This window comes from Sphingomonas ginsenosidivorax (genome assembly GCF_007995065.1).
Taxonomy (GTDB): Bacteria; Pseudomonadota; Alphaproteobacteria; order Sphingomonadales; family Sphingomonadaceae; genus Sphingomonas; species Sphingomonas ginsenosidivorax.
Map to the genome: position 1 here is coordinate 1,690,260 of NZ_VOQR01000001.1, position 15,663 is coordinate 1,705,922.

Below are 15,663 nucleotides of genomic sequence, written 5' to 3' on the forward strand. Positions count from 1 at the left end.
CATCGTCATCCCGGGCTTGTCCCGGGATCCAGGGTTACAGCTGGCCGCGCTCGAGGCTCTGGATCCTGACTCTCGTCAGGATGACGGATGGCGCATGACGCCCGCCTACCCGAACATCCGCTTCATCGACCGCTCGAGCATCACGAACTGCCACAGCGTCCGGCCATGCTCGGCACGCCCGGCATGATGTTCCTCGGCGATCCGCGCGAGTACGCCCATGTCGAACCACCCGGTCTCGCCCAGCGTCCGCGACTTCGCCAGCGCGCGCGCTTCGCTCGCGAGGGCGCCGCGGAACCACGCGCTGATCGGCGTCACGAACCCCATCTTCTGCCGGTATAGGATGTCCTTCGGCAGATAGGGCTCCATCGCCTTCTTCATCAGCCATTTGCCCTCGCCGCGGTGCAGGCGCATCGACGCGGGCAAGGTCGCGCAGAATTCGACGAGGCGGTGGTCGAGCAGCGGCTCGCGCGCCTCGAGCCCGACCGCCATGCTCGTGCGGTCGACCTTGGTCAGGATGTCGCCGGGCAGCCAGTGCTTGATATCGGCATATTGCGCGCGGTCGATCGCGTCGCGCGCGGGCGCGTCGGCCATCGTCGCGACGTAGCGATCCTCCGCACGGTACCCGCCGAGCCCGGCGCGCGCGGTCCCGCTGAACAGCTGCGCGCGCAGTTCGGGCGTCGTCACCCCCACCGACCGCGCATAGGCCTCGCCGCCGCCCATCGCGAGCGCGAGCAGCGTCGATTTCGCGCGGAGCGGCCGCGGTGCCCAGTCGGCCTTGGGATACAAACGCCCGAGCGTACCGAAGACGTCCTGGCGCAGATGCTCGGGCAGCAACCCGCGGACGCGCTCCTCGGCGGCCTGGAACTTGTAGCGACGATAGCCCGCGAGCGCCTCGTCCGCGCCGTCCCCCGACAGCGCGACGGTGACGCTTTCGCGGGCGAGTGCGCAGACCTGATAGGTCGCGAGCGCCGACGCATCCGCGAACGGTTCGTCGAAGCTCGCGACCAGCGTGTCGATCAGCCCGTAATCGTCCGCGCCGACGACGCGTTCGCGGTGGTCGGTTGCGAAGCGCCGCGCGACCGCGGTGGCATGCGCGCGTTCGTCGTGCCCTGCCTCGTCGAAGCCGATCGTGCAGGTGCGCACCGCCTTTGGGCTCGCCTCCGCCATCAACGCGACGACCGCCGAGCTGTCGACCCCGCCCGACAGGAACGCGCCAAGCGGCACGTCCGCGACCATCCGGCTGCGCACGCCTGCGCGCATGCGATCGACCAGTTCCTCGCCGAGTGCCGCGGCGGACCCGCGCGCGCGGTTGGAGAAATCGACGTCCCAGTAACGGCGTGGCTGCGGTACCGCGCGACCGCGCTCGACGAGCAGGAAATGCCCCGCGGCGAGCTTCTTCACGCCGGCGACCAGGCATGCATCGTCGGGAACGTAGCCGAGCGCCAGATAATCCTCGACCGCGCGCAGGTCGGGCGTGCGGCGCACCAGCGGATGCGCGAGCAGCCCCTTCAACTCGGAGGCGAACGCGACCGATCCGTCGGCGAGCTCGACATAATGGAGCGGCTTCACCCCCAGCCGGTCGCGCGCGAGGAACAGTTTGCCCGCGTCGTGGATCGCGAAGGCGAACATGCCGTTCAGCCGGTCGAGTAGCGACGGTCCCCAGGCGCGCCAGCCGTGCAGCAGCACCTCGGTATCGCCTGCCGTGCGAAACACCGCGCCCTTGGCCGCGAGCTCGGCGCGCAGCTCGGCGAAATTATAGATCTCGCCGTTATAGGTGACCGTCAGCCCGCCGTCGGACATCGGCTGCGGTGAGCCTTCGAGGTCGATGATCGACAGGCGGCGATGCCCGAAGCCGACGCCGGGCGCGGTCCAGATGCCGTCGCCGTCGGGCCCGCGATGCGCCTGCGCGGCGATCATCGCGTGGACGCGGCTGGGGTCGACCGGCTTCGGCGTGCCCGGGTGGAAGATCCCGGCGATCCCGCACATCTAGCGTATCCCCGCGGACTGGTCGGCGAGCCGGTCGACCGGTCCCATCGCGGCCAGGAAGCGCGCGATCGGGGCGGCGTCCGGCGCCTCGGTCGACAGATGCACCGCGACGGCGCGCTGCGGTCCGCCGAGCAGCCGTGCTTCCAGGGTGGCGAGCTTCACAGCGAAGGGGTCGTGCGTGGTGACATGGCCGACGCGGTACCATGTCCCGACGATCCGCTCTACCGGCCCCGGCGCGGTGATGCGCATCATCGATCCGCCCCCCAGATCGGGCAGGTCGGCGATGCGGACCCAGCGATCCTCCTCGCGGAGCACGCCCGTGCCGAACGCGGCGAGCTTGGCGCCCTCGCGCTGGCGGCCATAGACCGCGATCGCCAGGTCCACGGTCTCGCCCGACGCGTCGGCATAGCGGCCGAACAGGGTGTGATCGGCGTTGGGGTAATAGGGGGTCCACGGCGCGCGGGTACTGATCGGGGCGCGGTGCCAGCCGGGGACTACGGGCAGGTCGATATGCGCGGGCAGGACCGTCGCGCGGCCGGCGATCGATTCGCTCCACGCGGGGAAGACTGCCGCGGTGGTGAACGCCAGGACCGACACGAGGACGAGCCCCGCACGACGGCGCGGCATCGTCTGCAGCCGCGTGGGATCGAACGCGGGATCGTCGGGCGCGCGGTCGAACCAGCGCCAGCCGAGCGCGAGCACGCCCGCCATCACCAGCGCGAAGAACACCCAGCCATAGACGATATGGTCGAACCCCGTCGCCGCCTCGACCGAGGTCAGGTCGGCCGCCCAGATCGTCCCGAATGCGCGGACCCCGTTGGCGATGACGGGGACGACGACCGAAACGGCGAGGAAGAGTGCCCTGCGCCGCCACGACAGGAAGCAGAGGTTGGCGACGAGCACGCCGAACGCGACCATCGCGATGACGAATTTTGCGCCCGAACATGCCTCGGCGACTTCGAACCAGTAGCGCCCCGCATGGATCAGCACGCCGTCGACCACCGCCGGCACGCCGACCAGATGGAGCAGCGGCATGACGATCGCGACGGTGATACTCTGGAGCGGCGGCTCGAGCCCTTCGCCGAACGGCACGAGGAAGAACGCGTAGCCGAGCGGGAAGAGCAGCCCGCGCGCTACGTTCGGCCCGAGGATCGCGACGACCGCACCCTGCAGCATGACGACGAGCCCCAGTTGCCGCGCGAAACCGACCGAGGCGGCGTCGCCCGTCAGCCAGCCCAACCCGCCGACGGCGACGAGTGCGAGCCCGGGCCACCAGCCGACGGGGGTCAGTTGCGCCAGTTCGCTGCGGCGCTGCCACACCAGCCACGCGATGACCGGACCGATGAACAGGCAGTGCCCGAAGGTCGTGCTCGTCCACCAGATCCGTACCAGAGCGGCGACGTCGTTGCGAAAGAGCAGGAGCAGAGCGCCTGCGACAAGCGCGAGCGCGAGAAGGTGCCGCCGCCAAAGCTGCGAAAGCGACATCATCCTCTCCCGCCAGGGGGAGGTGGCGCCGAAGGCGTCGGAGGGGGCGGCACCTCCTTCGGGCGTTCCGTGTCCGCCCCCTCCGTCAGGCTGCGCCTGCCACCTCCCCCTGGCGGGGGAGGATCGAAGTGGAGCAGCGCGTCGAGGGGGGCCAGGCGGGCGTCCCAGCCGTAGCGGGCGATGACCTGCGTGCGGGCCGAGCTGCCGAGCTGCGAGGCCGTGGCGGGATCGTCGAGCAGGTCGCCGATCTGCTTTGCAAAGCTTTCGGCGTCGTTGGCGACATGGATCGTGCCGGCATGGTCGATACCCTCGGCAGCGGCGGCGGACGCGACGACCGGCCGTGCCATCGCCATCGCTTCCAGCACTTTGTTCTGGATGCCGCGCGCGAGTTTGAGCGGTGCGACGCAGACATCGGCCGCGGCGAGCCAGCCGCGGACGTCGTTGACCGCGCCGGTGACGAGGACGTCGTCGCTCGCCAGCGCCTGCACCGCCGCGGTCGGCGCGCGGCCGACGATCGCGAAGCGAGCGCGGTGGCGGCGGCCGACGATCGGCAGGATCTCGCGCGCGAACCAGGTCACCGCGTCGATGTTGGGGCGATAATCCATCTGGCCGGTGAAGACGATCAGGGGGGGGGCTCCCCTCCCTGGAAGGGAGGGGTTGGGGGTGGGTCGGACCTTGGCGCTGGCGTTGGGAGTCTCAGGACCCACCCCCGGCCCCTCCCTTCCAGGGAGGGGAGCAGGGAGGGCGGTGGGATCGAACGTCAGGGAATCGATCCCGTTCTCGACCGCGAGCACCCTGCCCTGCGCGCCGCCCGTGCGGAACAGTGCGGCTTCGGCGTCGCTGACGAACAGGCTGGCCGAAACGCGCGCGGCGACGTCGCGTTCGAACGCGCCGAGCAGGCGCGCTTCGCGGCGCATCATCCAGCGCATCGGCCCCGTCGCATCCTCGGCATAGCCTGCGAACTTGGCCGAATCGACGTCGACGAAATCCATGATCGCGGGCTCGCCGGGGACGAGATACTGCGCCATCTGGCCCGAAAAGACGACGGTCGCGCGGATCGCATTTTGCTTGCGGACCTGCGCGAGTGCGCGCGCGAACGCCGCGCTGTGGAACGCGGTCAGTGAGACCGGGCGCCCCGTCGCCAGCGCTTCCACGGCCGCCCGCACCTGCGACTTGCGGCGGGGCACGATCGTGCAGCTCGCCAGAATGGCCGTGAAGGCGGGCGGCGGCGGCGCGTCGTCTTCCGTGAAAGCGACCAGATGCACCGGCATTCGCCTGGCGAGATATTGCAGGATGTGGAAGCTGCGGATCCTGTCGCCGCGATCGGGGGGAAACGGCAGGCGGTGCGCCAGGAAGAGCAGGCTCACCCCAGGCCCCGGGATATCCACGGCCCGGCGGCATTGGCGGCCCAGAGCGGGAGCTTCTTCCAGGTGCGGACCATCAGCGCATATTTGGGGTTGAGCGGGTTCACCTCGCGCGCCGGGCCGTCGCTGCGTTTCGCGTAGAGACGTTTTTCGGGAGTGAAGCCCCAATTCTTCTTGAACGCGGCGGCGCCGGTGTCGGTCTTGGACCGGCCGAAGTCGAACCGCGTGCAGCCGCGCGCGCGGGCATGCGCCATCAGCGCGAAATACATCCGGTCGTTGGCACGCAGGCCGCGCGCCGCCGCGGTGCCGCCGCCCCAATAGGGGTAGACGGTGCCCTGGAAATAGAGGCTCAGCACGCTCGCCACCGCGCGGCCCTGGTGGCGGACGGTGAGGATGTCGGCGTCCATGGACGTCATCACGCTGCGGAACAGTTTCGCGGGAAACACCGGCGTACCGAGGTTGCGGACCGATTCGGCATAGACCCGGTAGTGCTCGGCCTGCATCGCGCGGCTCGTACCGGTCGCGACGTCGAGGTCGAAGCCGAGCGCCCGGCGTACCTCGGCGCGCTGTTTCCGGGGGATCGCGAGCAGTTCGGCGTCGTCGTCCGCGGCGAGATCGCGCGCGAAACCGAGATAGCTCGTGTCGTCGCTGGCCCAGCCCTCGGGCGCCGCGCCGCCGCGCAGTTCGACCGACGGGCAGCCGAGCCGCTGCGCAAGGTCCCACGCCCCCGAGGCCAGTGCCTCGACCGCGTCACCGAGCACGCCGCCGTCGACGCCGAACCCGGTCGACACCAGCGCGCGCCCGAACAGCGGCGAGCGCATTTCGCTGAGCGGCAGCACGCCGACGATCGTCCCGTCCGCGCGTTCGGCGATCAGGTAGCGCGCGCGCTGCCCGCACCCGGCCTGCACGGCCAGACTCCACGCCGGCAAATGGAACGGCGTCGCGCCCTGCGTCGCCTCGACGAACGCGACGATCCGCGCGCAGTCGTCCGCCTCGCGCAGATCCGCCTCGCGCACGCCCAGCGGGGCGGCCTCCAGCGGCTTCATCGCAACCGTGCGGCTTCGCGCGCCACGACCGTATCGACGCGGCCCCAGTCGTGCTCGCCGATCAGCCCGCGCAGCTTGCCGGCCATGGCGCCCAGCCGCGAATAATGCCGCAGCTTCGATCGCATCGGTGCCTGTCGGACGCGCGGCTGCGCCGGGTCGATCTCCCAGGGATGGAAATAGAACACCGCCGGCCGCTCGGCCGCATTGACCTGCCGCACCGCGAAATTGGTCAGCGCGGACGGCAGCAGCCGGAAGAACCCGCCACCCGTCGCGAGGCGCCGCTTGCCGATCTCGGCCACCGTCACCGGCAGCTCGATCAGCGCGCTGTCGGGCAGCGGCTCGAACGCGTAGCGCGGCGCCTCGCGCCAGCCATAATGGTCGTGCTTCAGCGGTGCGACGCTCGACGAATAGGCATAGCCCTCTTCCGCCAGCACGACATGTGCCCAGGGCGTGCGCTGGTCGATCGAGAAGCTCGGCGCGCGGTAGCCCGTGACCTTCTGCCCCGCCGCATCCTCGATCGTCGCCCGCGCGCGCGCCAGGTCGGCGCGGAACGTCTCCGCGTCCATCGTGAAGACGCGCTGATGGTCCCAGCCATGGCTCGCGATCTCGTGCCCGGCATCGACGATGCGGCGGATCAGGTGCGGATAGCGATCCGCGACCCAGCCGAGCGTGAAGAAGGTACCGAGCACTCCGCTCTCGGCGAACAGCGCCAGCGTGGCGTCGGTGTTCGCCTCGACGCGCGATTCGAGGCCGCGCCAGTCGGCCTTGTCGATCACGCGCTCGAACGCGCCGACCTGGAACCACTCCTCGACGTCGACGGACATGCCATTCAGAACTTGGCCATTCAGCATGTCAGGCCGCGTCGTGCCAGTTCGCGACGCCGCGGATCGGCGCATAGTCCGGCCTCGTCGTATCGCTCTCGACCCAGTCGACGAGCAGGGTCAGGACGCGGCGCAGCGCCTGGTCCTGCTGCTCGACGCGCGATTCGAGTTCGGCGACCCGCGCGGCCAGTGCGGCGTCGACCGCCGGTGCGGCGGCCGTAGCGGGTGCGCTCGGGGTTACCGGCGCCGCCTCGGGCTCGTCCGGCACGCTCAGCGCCAGCGTCGGCAGGTCGGCGTCGAGATCGCCGATCACCGCCTCGACCACCGCCTGGTCGATCAGCGTGAGGTTCTCGACCGCGGCGTGCAGCATCACGCGGCCGGCGAGCAGGTTCAGCCGCCGCGGCACGCCCGCCGATCCGCGGTACAGCGCGGCAAACGCGTCCTCCTGGAAATCAGGGTTGCCGGTCCAGCCGACCACGGCGAGGCGGTGCGCGATATAGTCCGCGACCTCATGCTCCTCCATCGGGTCGAGATGGTGGATCGCAATGATCCGCTGGCGCAGCTGTTCGAGCCGGTCCGAGCCGTGCAGCCGGTCGCGGAACTCGGGCTGGCCGAGCAGCAGGATCTGCAGCAGCGACTGCCCGCCGGCCTGGAAGTTCGACAGCATCCGCAGTTCCTCCAGCGCGGACACCGGCAGCGCCTGCGCCTCGTCGACGACGAGCAGCGTCCGCCGCCCGGTCCGCGCCACCGCGTGAAGCCCGCGTTCGATCGCGGTCAGCAGCTGCGCCTTTTCGAGGCCCGCCGGATCGACGCCCAGATCGGTCGCGACGATCCGCAACAGGTCCTCGGCCTCGATCGCGGTGGACACGATCCGGATCGCATTCAGCCGCTTGTGGTCGATCGTGTCCATCAAATGGCCGACCAGCGTGGTCTTGCCCGCCCCGATGTCACCGGTGATGACGATGAAGCCCTCGCCCTGCGCCAGGCCATAGCCGAGATACGCCATCGCCTTGCGGTGCGTCGCGGTCTCGAACCAGAATTTCGGGTCCGGGGTCAGCTGGAAGGGCCGACCGGTCAGTCCGTAATGTTCGTCGTACATAGGGCCCGTCCTAGAACTGGTATCTTGCACCGAGCAGCGCTTGCGCCGACCAGTCGCTGTCGAAATCGCCGACCTTGAAGCTGTACAGCCCGACCGAGGCGGTCGTGCCGAGTCGGCCGAAGTTGCGATAATAACTCCCGGTCGCGCCATATGACCACACGCCGTCGTCCCCGCCGTCCTGGACGAGGCCCGCGCCGCCACCGCCGATGCCGCTGTCGTAATAGTTGACGAAGGCGTTGGCATTGATGCCCGACTGCTGCGTCAGCACGCGCGCGTAGAACAGCTGGCCGTAATAGCTCTGGTCCTCGAGCCCGGACACCACCAGCCCGGGCGCGACGCGCGGCGCGTAGAGCTTGCGGTTGGCATAGCCGATGCCCGCTCCCCAGGTGCTGCGGCCGCGGGTCGCGACCAGCACGCCGTCGATCCCGCGCGCGCGGTAGCTCGACGTCGAGATCGACTGGAACACGTCGTCGAGGCACCCGCCGGGCGCCGCTCCGGTCGATCCGAAGACGCAGCCGTTGAACTGCTGGCTGAACCCCTGTGTCGGCGAGATGAAGCTGGTCGGGATGTTGGCGAGCCCGGTGCGGAGCTGGCGGCCGAACGTCTGGACGCCGTCATAGACGTTGACCGCGAGGCCGACGCCCTTCGATGCCTGGTAGGTCGCGGTACCGGTATAGCTGAGCGAGCCATAGCGCTTGCCGACCCGCGCCTCGACCGAGGTGCGGCGGTTGGGGCGCCAGATCACGCCCGCGTCGTAATAGACGCCGTCGGTCCGGTAGGCGATGCGGCGCGGCGATCCGGGTGCGGTGACGAAGCGGCCGTCGTCGTCGAGCACGGGCACGCCCGCGGCGTCGACCAGCGCGTCCTTCTGGCTGGTCTCGATCTTCTCGTAGCCGACGCCCGCGGTCAGCGCGACATAGGGCGATACCGGCAACAGCGCGTCGCCGCGGCCGAACCAGCCCTCGTACCGCTGACTGAGCTGGCTCGCGGTCTCGCGGTCGTACCCGGCGCTCGCGGTCAGCCCGACGGGCAGCAGCGTGCCGGGCTGGAACCCTGCGCTCGCGGTCGCGACGTGGCCGATCGAATCGTCGTAATAATCCAGCCGCCGCGTGCCCAGCCCGGTGTCGGCGAAGGTCGGCGTCTCGACCTTGGTATAGCCGAAGCGATAGTCGGCGTTGAGCGCGATCGGCCCGGCGTTGGTCGCCAGGCTGGGACCGACATAGCCCGCATAGACCTGCGCGATATTGTCGACGTTGCCGACCAGGATGCCGGGTGCCGCGCCGCGGATGTCGGACCGGGCGCGCGTCGCGATGCCGCCGGCCTCGACCGACAGCGCGCGGGTCAGCTGGACGTCGGCGCGCGCGAGGCCCGACAGGACGTCCTGATCGCCGATGCGGTCGTCGTACGAGAAGCGATGCTCGTAGCGGACGCTCGCCTGCGCCGCGACGCGCTGCGTCTGGATCGATCCGTCGACCCCCGCCGCCAGCGAGGTATAGGTCACCACGTCGCCGCCATTCAGGTCGGCGTCGAAGATCTGGCTCGCCTCGACATAGGGCACCACGGTGACGCGGCGCGTGCCCTGCGTGGCTTGTGCGGACACGGGTCCGGCGGCGAGCAGAGCGATCAAGGCAACCCCACCCCCCCGGGTGGCGGCGCGGAATATGCGGGTCATTGAGATCCCCCCTGGCCGTAATAACTGCCGAACCGCGCGCCCCCCGGCACGAACGACACGGCGTTGAGGACGAGCTGGATATGCTCGCAACTGTCGAGCAGATTGACCGCGGCGCGCAGTTCCCCTTCGGGGGTGCGATCGGCGCGAACGACGAGCATCACCTGCCCCACCATCATCGCCAGCACCGAGGCGGGCGAGGCCGCGAGCGCGGGCGGCGAATCGAAGATGATGACGCGGCGCGGGTTCGCCGCGAGCAGGCGGGCGAGCACGTTGCGGGTCCGCGCGCTCGCCAGCAGCTCGGTGTCCATCGCGGTCTTGGTGCCGGCGGGCAGGATCGACAGATGCGGCACATCGGTGCGGATCACGAGAGTCTCGACGTCGATCTGCGTATCGGCGAGCGCGTCGAGCAGGCCCGGCCCGTCGGACAGTCCCAGCTGGTTGAGGACGTCGGGCTTGGCGACGTCGGCGTCGACCAGCAGCACTTCGGTATCGCGTTCCGCGGCGAGCGACAGCGCGAGATTGACCGCGCAGAAGGTCTTGCCGTCCTCGGGGCGTGCCGAGCAGACCAGGATCGTGCGCGCCTTGTCGGCGCTGTCGGTCTCGGCGATCCGCCCCTTGGTAATCAGCAGCTGCCGCTTGATCAGGCGGAATTCCTCGGCGAGCGGCCCCACCGGCGCGCCGGGCACGATCATCCCGCTGGACGCCAGCATCCCACGATCGATCGCGGCGATGTCGCCATGATCGACGGGCAGGTAGAAATCGTCGGGAAGCTCCTCGCCAACCGCCGCACGCAGGTTCTCCGGGATCGCGAGGAAGGTCGGGTCGGTGCTGATCGGAGCGGCGGTGGCCGGCTCCGGCGCGACCGGCGCGGCCGGGGTGACGGGCGCGACCGGTCCGTCGTCCCGGGCACGGGCGTGCGCGGAGAAATCATAGACCTTCGCCGCGCGTTCCAGCAGCGAGGGTTCGCGCGTCGTCTTGGGTGTCGTCACGGTCATCCCCTCACGCCGCCATGCCACGCTGGAGGATCTCGACCCCCAGCAGCAGGACATAGGCGGCTCCCAGCGCGGCGGTGCCGCCCAGGAAGATCTTCAGTTTGCGGCGGCGCTGGTCGGACTGGATCCGCGTGACGACCTCGCCGATCGAACCGATCACCGGCAGGCCGGCGGCCCGTTCCAGCCGCGCGCCGGTCGCGAACGTCGTGCGCAGCTGGCCCATCGCGAAGGCGGCTCCGACGCCCGCACCCAGCCCGGCGATCAGCACGCCGGTGAGCAGCAGCATGCGATTCGGCGCGGTCGGCGTGCGCGGCGTCGTCGGCGGGTCGATCACGCTGAACTTCACGCGGTCGGTCTGGGTCTGCGCCTGGCCGCGCAGCGCGATCTGCTCGCGTTGCGTCAGCAGCTGCGCATACTGGTCTTTCAGCACCTGATAGTCGCGGTCGATGCTGCCCTGTTCGGCGGCGGCTTCGGGGTCGGCGGCGATCTTGCTGTTGAGCAGGTCGACGTCGCCCTGCAGCTGGCTCTTGCGCATCCTGAGTGCGGCGACCGCGGCCTGCCGGTCGGCGAGCATCGACTGGAGCGAGACGTAGAGCGGGTTGGCGGTCGCGCCCGATCCACCGGCGGCGCCCGCCAGCGGTTCGCCGCGTGCGGCCGCGGTGGCCGACGCCAGCTGGCTCTTCAGCGCCACGACGTCGGGATGGTTGTCGGTGTAGCCGCGCGCGCGCGCATCGGCGAGCTGCCCCTGGATCGCCTGCAGCCGCGCGCGCGCCGGGCCTGCCGAACCCGCAGCCCCGGGCGCACCGGCGACGGTCGCGGGCGTGCCGGCCATCTGACCCTGCACCGCGGCCAGGCTCGACTGCGCCGCGGCCAGGTCTCCGTCGACCTGCGCCATCTGCGCGCGCGAGGCGCCGATGCGGTCGCTGACCGATCCGGTGCCGGGCAGCGAGCCGAGGTAGCGGTTCTGGAAATCGGCGCGCTTGGCCTCGGCGTCCTGCAGCTGCTTCTGACGCTGTTCGAGCTGCGAATCGAGGAAGGTCAGGCTCTGGCTGGTGCTGGTGCGGTCGCCGGCGAGATTCTGTTCGACGAAGATGTCGATCAGCTTCTGCGTGATCGTCCGCGCCAGCTTGGGGCTCGACGAGGTGGTCGTGATCGTGAACAGATTGTCCTGCTGCGACACGATCTTGATGCTCTGCGCCAGCCCTGCGACGCGGTCGGCGACGTCGCGGTCGCTCGATACCGTGTTGGCGAGGTCGGTGCCGCGCACGACCTTTTCCAGGTTCACCGCCGACACCAAGGTCTGGCGGATGGTGTCGACGTCGTTCTGCGTCGACTGCGCTCCGGCATCCATCGTCGAGGGCAGGATGTTCTGCATCTGCACGAACACGCGTGCGCTCGATTCGTACCGGCTCGGGATCTGCGACACGACCAGCCAGCCGAGCACGCACACGGCCCACGCCACCGCCAGCGCGAGCCAGCGGCGGTGCCAGATCGCGTGCAGCGCGATGCGGACTTCGTCGTAGATCCCGTTCATCTCAGAACATCGATTCGGGGATGATGATCACGTCGCCCGGCTCGAGCCGGACGTTCGCCGAGGAATCGCCCTTCTTGAGCAGGTTGCCGATCTGCAGCGCGAATTCGGTCTGCTTGCCGGTCGCGCGGTCGTAGCGGACCAGGCGCGCCTTGTTGCCCGCGGCGTACTGGCTGAGACCGCCGACCGCGATCATCGCGTCGAGCAGAGTCATGTTGGCGCGGTAGGGAATCGAGGCGGGCTTCTCGGTCGCGCCGACGATGCGGACCTGCTGGCTGTAGGTGCCCGAGAAATTCTCGACGATCACCGAGACGATCGGGTCCTTGATATACTGGCCGAGCGCCTTCTTCATGTCGTCGGCGAGCACGGCGGGCGTCTTGCCGACCGCGGGCATGTCGTTGATCAGCGGCGTGGTGATCCGCCCGTCGGGGCGCACCTGGACCTTCGACGACAGCTCGGGGTTGCGCCAGACGAAGATGTTGAGCTGGTCGAGCGGCCCGATGACATATTCCTCGCCGGGCACTTCCTTGTTCGCGACATAGGACGCAGGCGGCAGTTCCGGCCGTCCGCCGGTCGTCGTGCAGGCGGCGAGCGTCGACGCGGCAAGGCCGGTGATCAGCAGGGAACGGGCAACGGGTCCGGCACGCATGGGTAGCAATCTCCTGACGTCATGCCGCCCCCCGGTCTGCACCAAGAGCGGCTGAACTCAGGATCGCTATGCGTCGAACAGGTGAATATAGCGTTAGGAACGCTCGACAACCAGTTCGGATGCAGCCGGGTGGCCAAGGAACCCCGACGGGCTCGCCGACGCGCCATAGGCCCCGGCGAGGAAGATCGCGATCAGGTCTCCGACCGCGACCGGCGGCAGCGCGATGCGGTCGCCCAGGCGGTCGAGCGGGGTGCAGAGCGGGCCGACCACGCTGACCTCGCCCGCCGCCGCCTCGCCCATCCGCGCGGCGACGGCGAGCGGGTAGTTGCGGCGCACGACGGTCCCGAAATTGCCGCTGGCCGCGAGCTGGTGGTTGAGCCCGCCGTCGACGACGACGAAGGTCTCCCCCTGGCTCTGCTTCACGTCGACGACGCGCGTGAGATAGACGCCGGCTTCCGCGACCAGCCAGCGCCCCAGCTCGATCGCGAACCGCGTGTCGGCAAGGACCGGCGCGCGCGCCGCGAGCGCATCGCCAAGCGCAGCGCCCACCTGTTCGACGTCCAGCGCCACGTCGCCGGCAAAATAGGGCACGCCGAACCCGCCGCCGAGATTGACCAGCGGCGGTGCGAGACCCGCCTCCTCGGACAGCCGCGCAGCGAGCACCAGCGTCGCCGCCTGCGTATCGACGATCGCCTGCGCGTCGAGCGCCTGGCTGCCCGCATAGATATGGAAGCCACGCCAGTGGGCTCCCGCCGCGACGATCCGCCGGACCAGCGTTGCGGCGCGGGCCGCGTCGACCCCGAACGGCGAGGCCCGGCCGCCCATCTTCATGCCCGACCCGCGCAGTTCGACATCCGGGTTCACGCGCACCGCCATCCGCGGCGCGAGACCGAGTGCGTCGCCGATCGCGAACCCACGCTCGGCCTCACCCTCCGATTCGACGTTGAGTGTCGCACCCGCGCGGATCGCGTCGGTCAACTCGTCGTCGCGCTTGCCTGGTCCCGCGAAGCTGATCGCCCGCGCCGGCTTGACCATCAGCGCCTTGGCCAGCTCGCCCGCCGATGCGACGTCGAGGCCGTCGACGAGCGGCGCGATTGCGGCGAGCAGCGCAGGTAGGGGGTTGGCTTTGATCGCGTAATGCAGGTCAATGCTCGGAAATGCGTCGCGGAACCGCGCGATCCGCGTCGCTATTGCGGTCATGTCATAGACGAAAAGCGGCGTGTCGGCCGCTGACGCGACCAATGCGTCCGCGGCGTGACCGCCGATCGTCAGGACGCCAGCCTGATCGACAAACTCCTGCGGCAGAGGCCCCATCGGCTTCATCGTGACTCCTCCTTGTTCCCCCGCGAAGGCGGGGGCCCAGACTGGACCCCCGCCTTCGCGGGGGAACAATTTCTGACGCCTGATGCGATCGCCGACCGATCGAGCTTGCCGTTCGCGTTGCGGGGCAATGCGTCGCGCCATTCATAGCGCGCCGGCTGCATGAAACTCGGCAGGACGCCGCGCACCCTATGTCGCAACGCCTCTTCGTTCGCCGGGTCGCCCGCCAGCACGACGACGATCGCCTGGCCCAGCCGCTCGTCCGCGACGCCGACCGCGACCGCCTCACGCGCTTCTCCGCCCGCCAGCACCGCTTCCTCGACCTCGAGCGGGCTGATGCGGTTGCCCGCGCTCTTGATCATCTCGTCGTCGCGACCGACGAAGCGAAGCAGCCCGTCGGCACCCAGGACCACCGTGTCGCCCGACCACACCGCGAGGCGGCCGTCGGGTTCGGGACGGAAGCGCTGCGCGGTCCGCTCGGGATCGCGCCAATAGCCCTGCGCGACCAGCGGCCCGGCATGGACGAGCTCGCCCGATTCGTCCGCTGCCGCTTCGGTCCCATCCGGCCGTCGCACCGTGACCTCGGCAAACGGGATCGCGCGGCCCATCGCGTCGGGATGCGACTCGATCAGGTCCGGCGCGAGATAGGTCGAGCGGAACGCCTCGGTCAGCCCGTACATCGCGTACAGGTCCGCCGCCGGGAAGCGCGTGCGCAGGCCGCGGACCAGCCGCGGGGTCAGCGCCCCACCGGAATTGGTCAGCCGCCTCAGCCGTGCCGCAGTCTCGGCCGGCCACTCCGCCTCGAGCAACTGCACCCACAAGGGCGGGACGCCTGCCAGCGTCGTCGCCCCCGTCCGCTCGACCGCCTTCACGACGTCGCGTGCCGTGAGATAATCGAGCGGCGCGACCGACGCGCCTGCTGCCCAGGTCGAGAACAGCTGGTTCTGGCCATAGTCGAAGCTCAAGGGGAGCACGCCGAGCACGCGGTCGTCGGGGGTCAGCCCCAGATAATGCGCGACCGAGATCGCCCCGAGCCACAGATTCGCATGGCTGAGCATCACGCCCTTGGGCCGGCCGGTGGAGCCGGAGGTGTAGAGGATCGCGGCGAGCGAATCGGGGTCGGCGGACGACGGGCCCAAGCCCCCCTCCTTCCCCGGCGAAGGCCGGGGCCCAGTTGGGAGAACGGACGTAACCGGGGGCTGCCCTTGTTCACCGGGGCCTTGCCATCTGGGCCCCGGCCTCCGCCGGGGTAGAAGTGGCAGTTCATTCTCGTCGACGATGACACAACCGGCCGGCACATCCCCTGCCTCCAGCGTCCCGGCCCGCGCCCCCTGCGTCACCAGCAGCACCGCCCCGCTATCCGTCAGGATATGCGCGACCTGCGCGCGTCGCAGCGCGGGGTTGACCGGCACATGCACCAGCCCGGCGCGCGCCACCGCGAGCGGCATCACGCACGCCAGCCGCGTCTTCGGCAACCACGTCGCGACCCGGTCGCCCGGGGCAAGCCCCCGCCCCGTCAGCCATCCCGCCACCGCCGACACCGCCGCCTCGAGCTCGGCAAACGTCATCACCCCCGCGCGATCGACGAGCGCGACCGCGTCCGCCGCGCCGCGCGCGGTCAGATAGTCGATCGGATGGGGCGTGGGGTCGAGGGCGATCATCGGCGCCCTCATACGCCCAAGCCGTTGCCGAATTCAC

At 70.1% G+C, this 15,663-nt stretch carries 12 protein-coding genes; all 12 read right to left on the reverse strand.

From position 1 onward, the window contains the following. Positions 1-105 precede the first annotated feature (105 nt). Positions 106-1,986 carry an XrtA/PEP-CTERM system amidotransferase gene (locus FSB78_RS07690; RefSeq protein WP_147081513.1) on the reverse strand — a complete coding sequence of 627 codons (1,881 nt, stop codon included), beginning with the start codon at positions 1,984-1,986 and terminating at the stop codon, positions 106-108. Next, on the reverse strand, positions 1,987-3,471 hold the full coding sequence (gene xrtA, locus FSB78_RS07695; RefSeq protein ID WP_242008117.1) for an exosortase A: 1,485 nt from the start codon (positions 3,469-3,471) through the stop codon (positions 1,987-1,989). It lies immediately after the preceding gene. Beyond that, complete coding sequence (locus FSB78_RS07700; protein ID WP_147081517.1) at positions 3,471-4,838, reverse strand: glycosyltransferase; 1,368 nt, start codon at positions 4,836-4,838, stop codon at positions 3,471-3,473. Before FSB78_RS07700 ends, xrtA begins: the two co-directional genes overlap by 1 nt. Further along, on the reverse strand, positions 4,835-5,881 hold the full coding sequence (locus FSB78_RS07705; RefSeq protein ID WP_147081519.1) for a FemAB family XrtA/PEP-CTERM system-associated protein: 1,047 nt from the start codon (positions 5,879-5,881) through the stop codon (positions 4,835-4,837). Before FSB78_RS07705 ends, FSB78_RS07700 begins: the two co-directional genes overlap by 4 nt. Next, positions 5,878-6,705, reverse strand: a complete 828-nt coding sequence (locus FSB78_RS07710; RefSeq protein WP_147081521.1) for an XrtA system polysaccharide deacetylase — start codon at positions 6,703-6,705, stop codon at positions 5,878-5,880. The genes FSB78_RS07705 and FSB78_RS07710 overlap by 4 nt, the downstream gene beginning before the upstream one ends. Before the next feature lie 28 nt (positions 6,706-6,733). Next, on the reverse strand, positions 6,734-7,801 hold the full coding sequence (locus tag FSB78_RS07715) for an XrtA/PEP-CTERM system-associated ATPase (RefSeq protein WP_147081523.1): 1,068 nt from the start codon (positions 7,799-7,801) through the stop codon (positions 6,734-6,736). 10 nt (positions 7,802-7,811) lie between these two features. Continuing rightward, positions 7,812-9,428: a hypothetical protein gene (locus FSB78_RS07720; protein ID WP_242008119.1), complete on the reverse strand. Its 1,617-nt coding sequence runs from the start codon at positions 9,426-9,428 to the stop codon at positions 7,812-7,814. 41 nt (positions 9,429-9,469) lie between these two features. Then, the gene (locus tag FSB78_RS07725) at positions 9,470-10,468 is read right to left on the reverse strand and encodes an AAA family ATPase (RefSeq protein ID WP_147081527.1); all 999 of its coding nucleotides are present in this window, start codon (positions 10,466-10,468) and stop codon (positions 9,470-9,472) included. A 4-nt stretch (positions 10,469-10,472) separates the two neighbouring features. Beyond that, positions 10,473-11,999: an XrtA system polysaccharide chain length determinant gene (locus tag FSB78_RS07730; RefSeq protein WP_147081529.1), complete on the reverse strand. Its 1,527-nt coding sequence runs from the start codon at positions 11,997-11,999 to the stop codon at positions 10,473-10,475. 1 nt (position 12,000) lies between these two features. Continuing rightward, positions 12,001-12,645, reverse strand: coding sequence for an XrtA/PEP-CTERM system exopolysaccharide export protein (locus FSB78_RS07735; protein WP_147081531.1), 645 nt, complete (start codon positions 12,643-12,645; stop codon positions 12,001-12,003). A gap of 93 nt (positions 12,646-12,738) precedes the next feature. Beyond that, positions 12,739-13,968, reverse strand: a complete 1,230-nt coding sequence (locus FSB78_RS07740; RefSeq protein ID WP_147081533.1) for a pyridoxal-dependent decarboxylase, exosortase A system-associated — start codon at positions 13,966-13,968, stop codon at positions 12,739-12,741. Continuing rightward, the gene (locus FSB78_RS07745) at positions 13,965-15,626 is read right to left on the reverse strand and encodes an acyl-CoA ligase (AMP-forming), exosortase A system-associated (RefSeq protein WP_199743135.1); all 1,662 of its coding nucleotides are present in this window, start codon (positions 15,624-15,626) and stop codon (positions 13,965-13,967) included. Before FSB78_RS07745 ends, FSB78_RS07740 begins: the two co-directional genes overlap by 4 nt. Positions 15,627-15,663: the final 37 nt, after the last annotated feature.

Bases quoted from the DNA above. Each gene is read 5' to 3' on its own strand.
- FSB78_RS07730 (WP_147081529.1), bottom strand. From the start codon at position 11,999: ATGAACGGGATCTACGACGAAGTCCGCATCGCGCTGCACGCGATCTGG.
- FSB78_RS07735 (WP_147081531.1), bottom strand. From the start codon at position 12,645: ATGCGTGCCGGACCCGTTGCCCGTTCCCTGCTGATCACCGGCCTTGCC.
- FSB78_RS07690 (WP_147081513.1), bottom strand. From the start codon at position 1,986: ATGTGCGGGATCGCCGGGATCTTCCACCCGGGCACGCCGAAGCCGGTC.
- FSB78_RS07725 (WP_147081527.1), bottom strand. From the start codon at position 10,468: ATGACCGTGACGACACCCAAGACGACGCGCGAACCCTCGCTGCTGGAA.
- FSB78_RS07740 (WP_147081533.1), bottom strand. From the start codon at position 13,968: ATGAAGCCGATGGGGCCTCTGCCGCAGGAGTTTGTCGATCAGGCTGGC.
- FSB78_RS07745 (WP_199743135.1), bottom strand. From the start codon at position 15,626: ATGATCGCCCTCGACCCCACGCCCCATCCGATCGACTATCTGACCGCG.
- FSB78_RS07715 (WP_147081523.1), bottom strand. From the start codon at position 7,801: ATGTACGACGAACATTACGGACTGACCGGTCGGCCCTTCCAGCTGACC.
- FSB78_RS07710 (WP_147081521.1), bottom strand. From the start codon at position 6,705: ATGTCCGTCGACGTCGAGGAGTGGTTCCAGGTCGGCGCGTTCGAGCGC.
- xrtA (WP_242008117.1), bottom strand. From the start codon at position 3,471: ATGTCGCTTTCGCAGCTTTGGCGGCGGCACCTTCTCGCGCTCGCGCTT.
- FSB78_RS07705 (WP_147081519.1), bottom strand. From the start codon at position 5,881: ATGAAGCCGCTGGAGGCCGCCCCGCTGGGCGTGCGCGAGGCGGATCTG.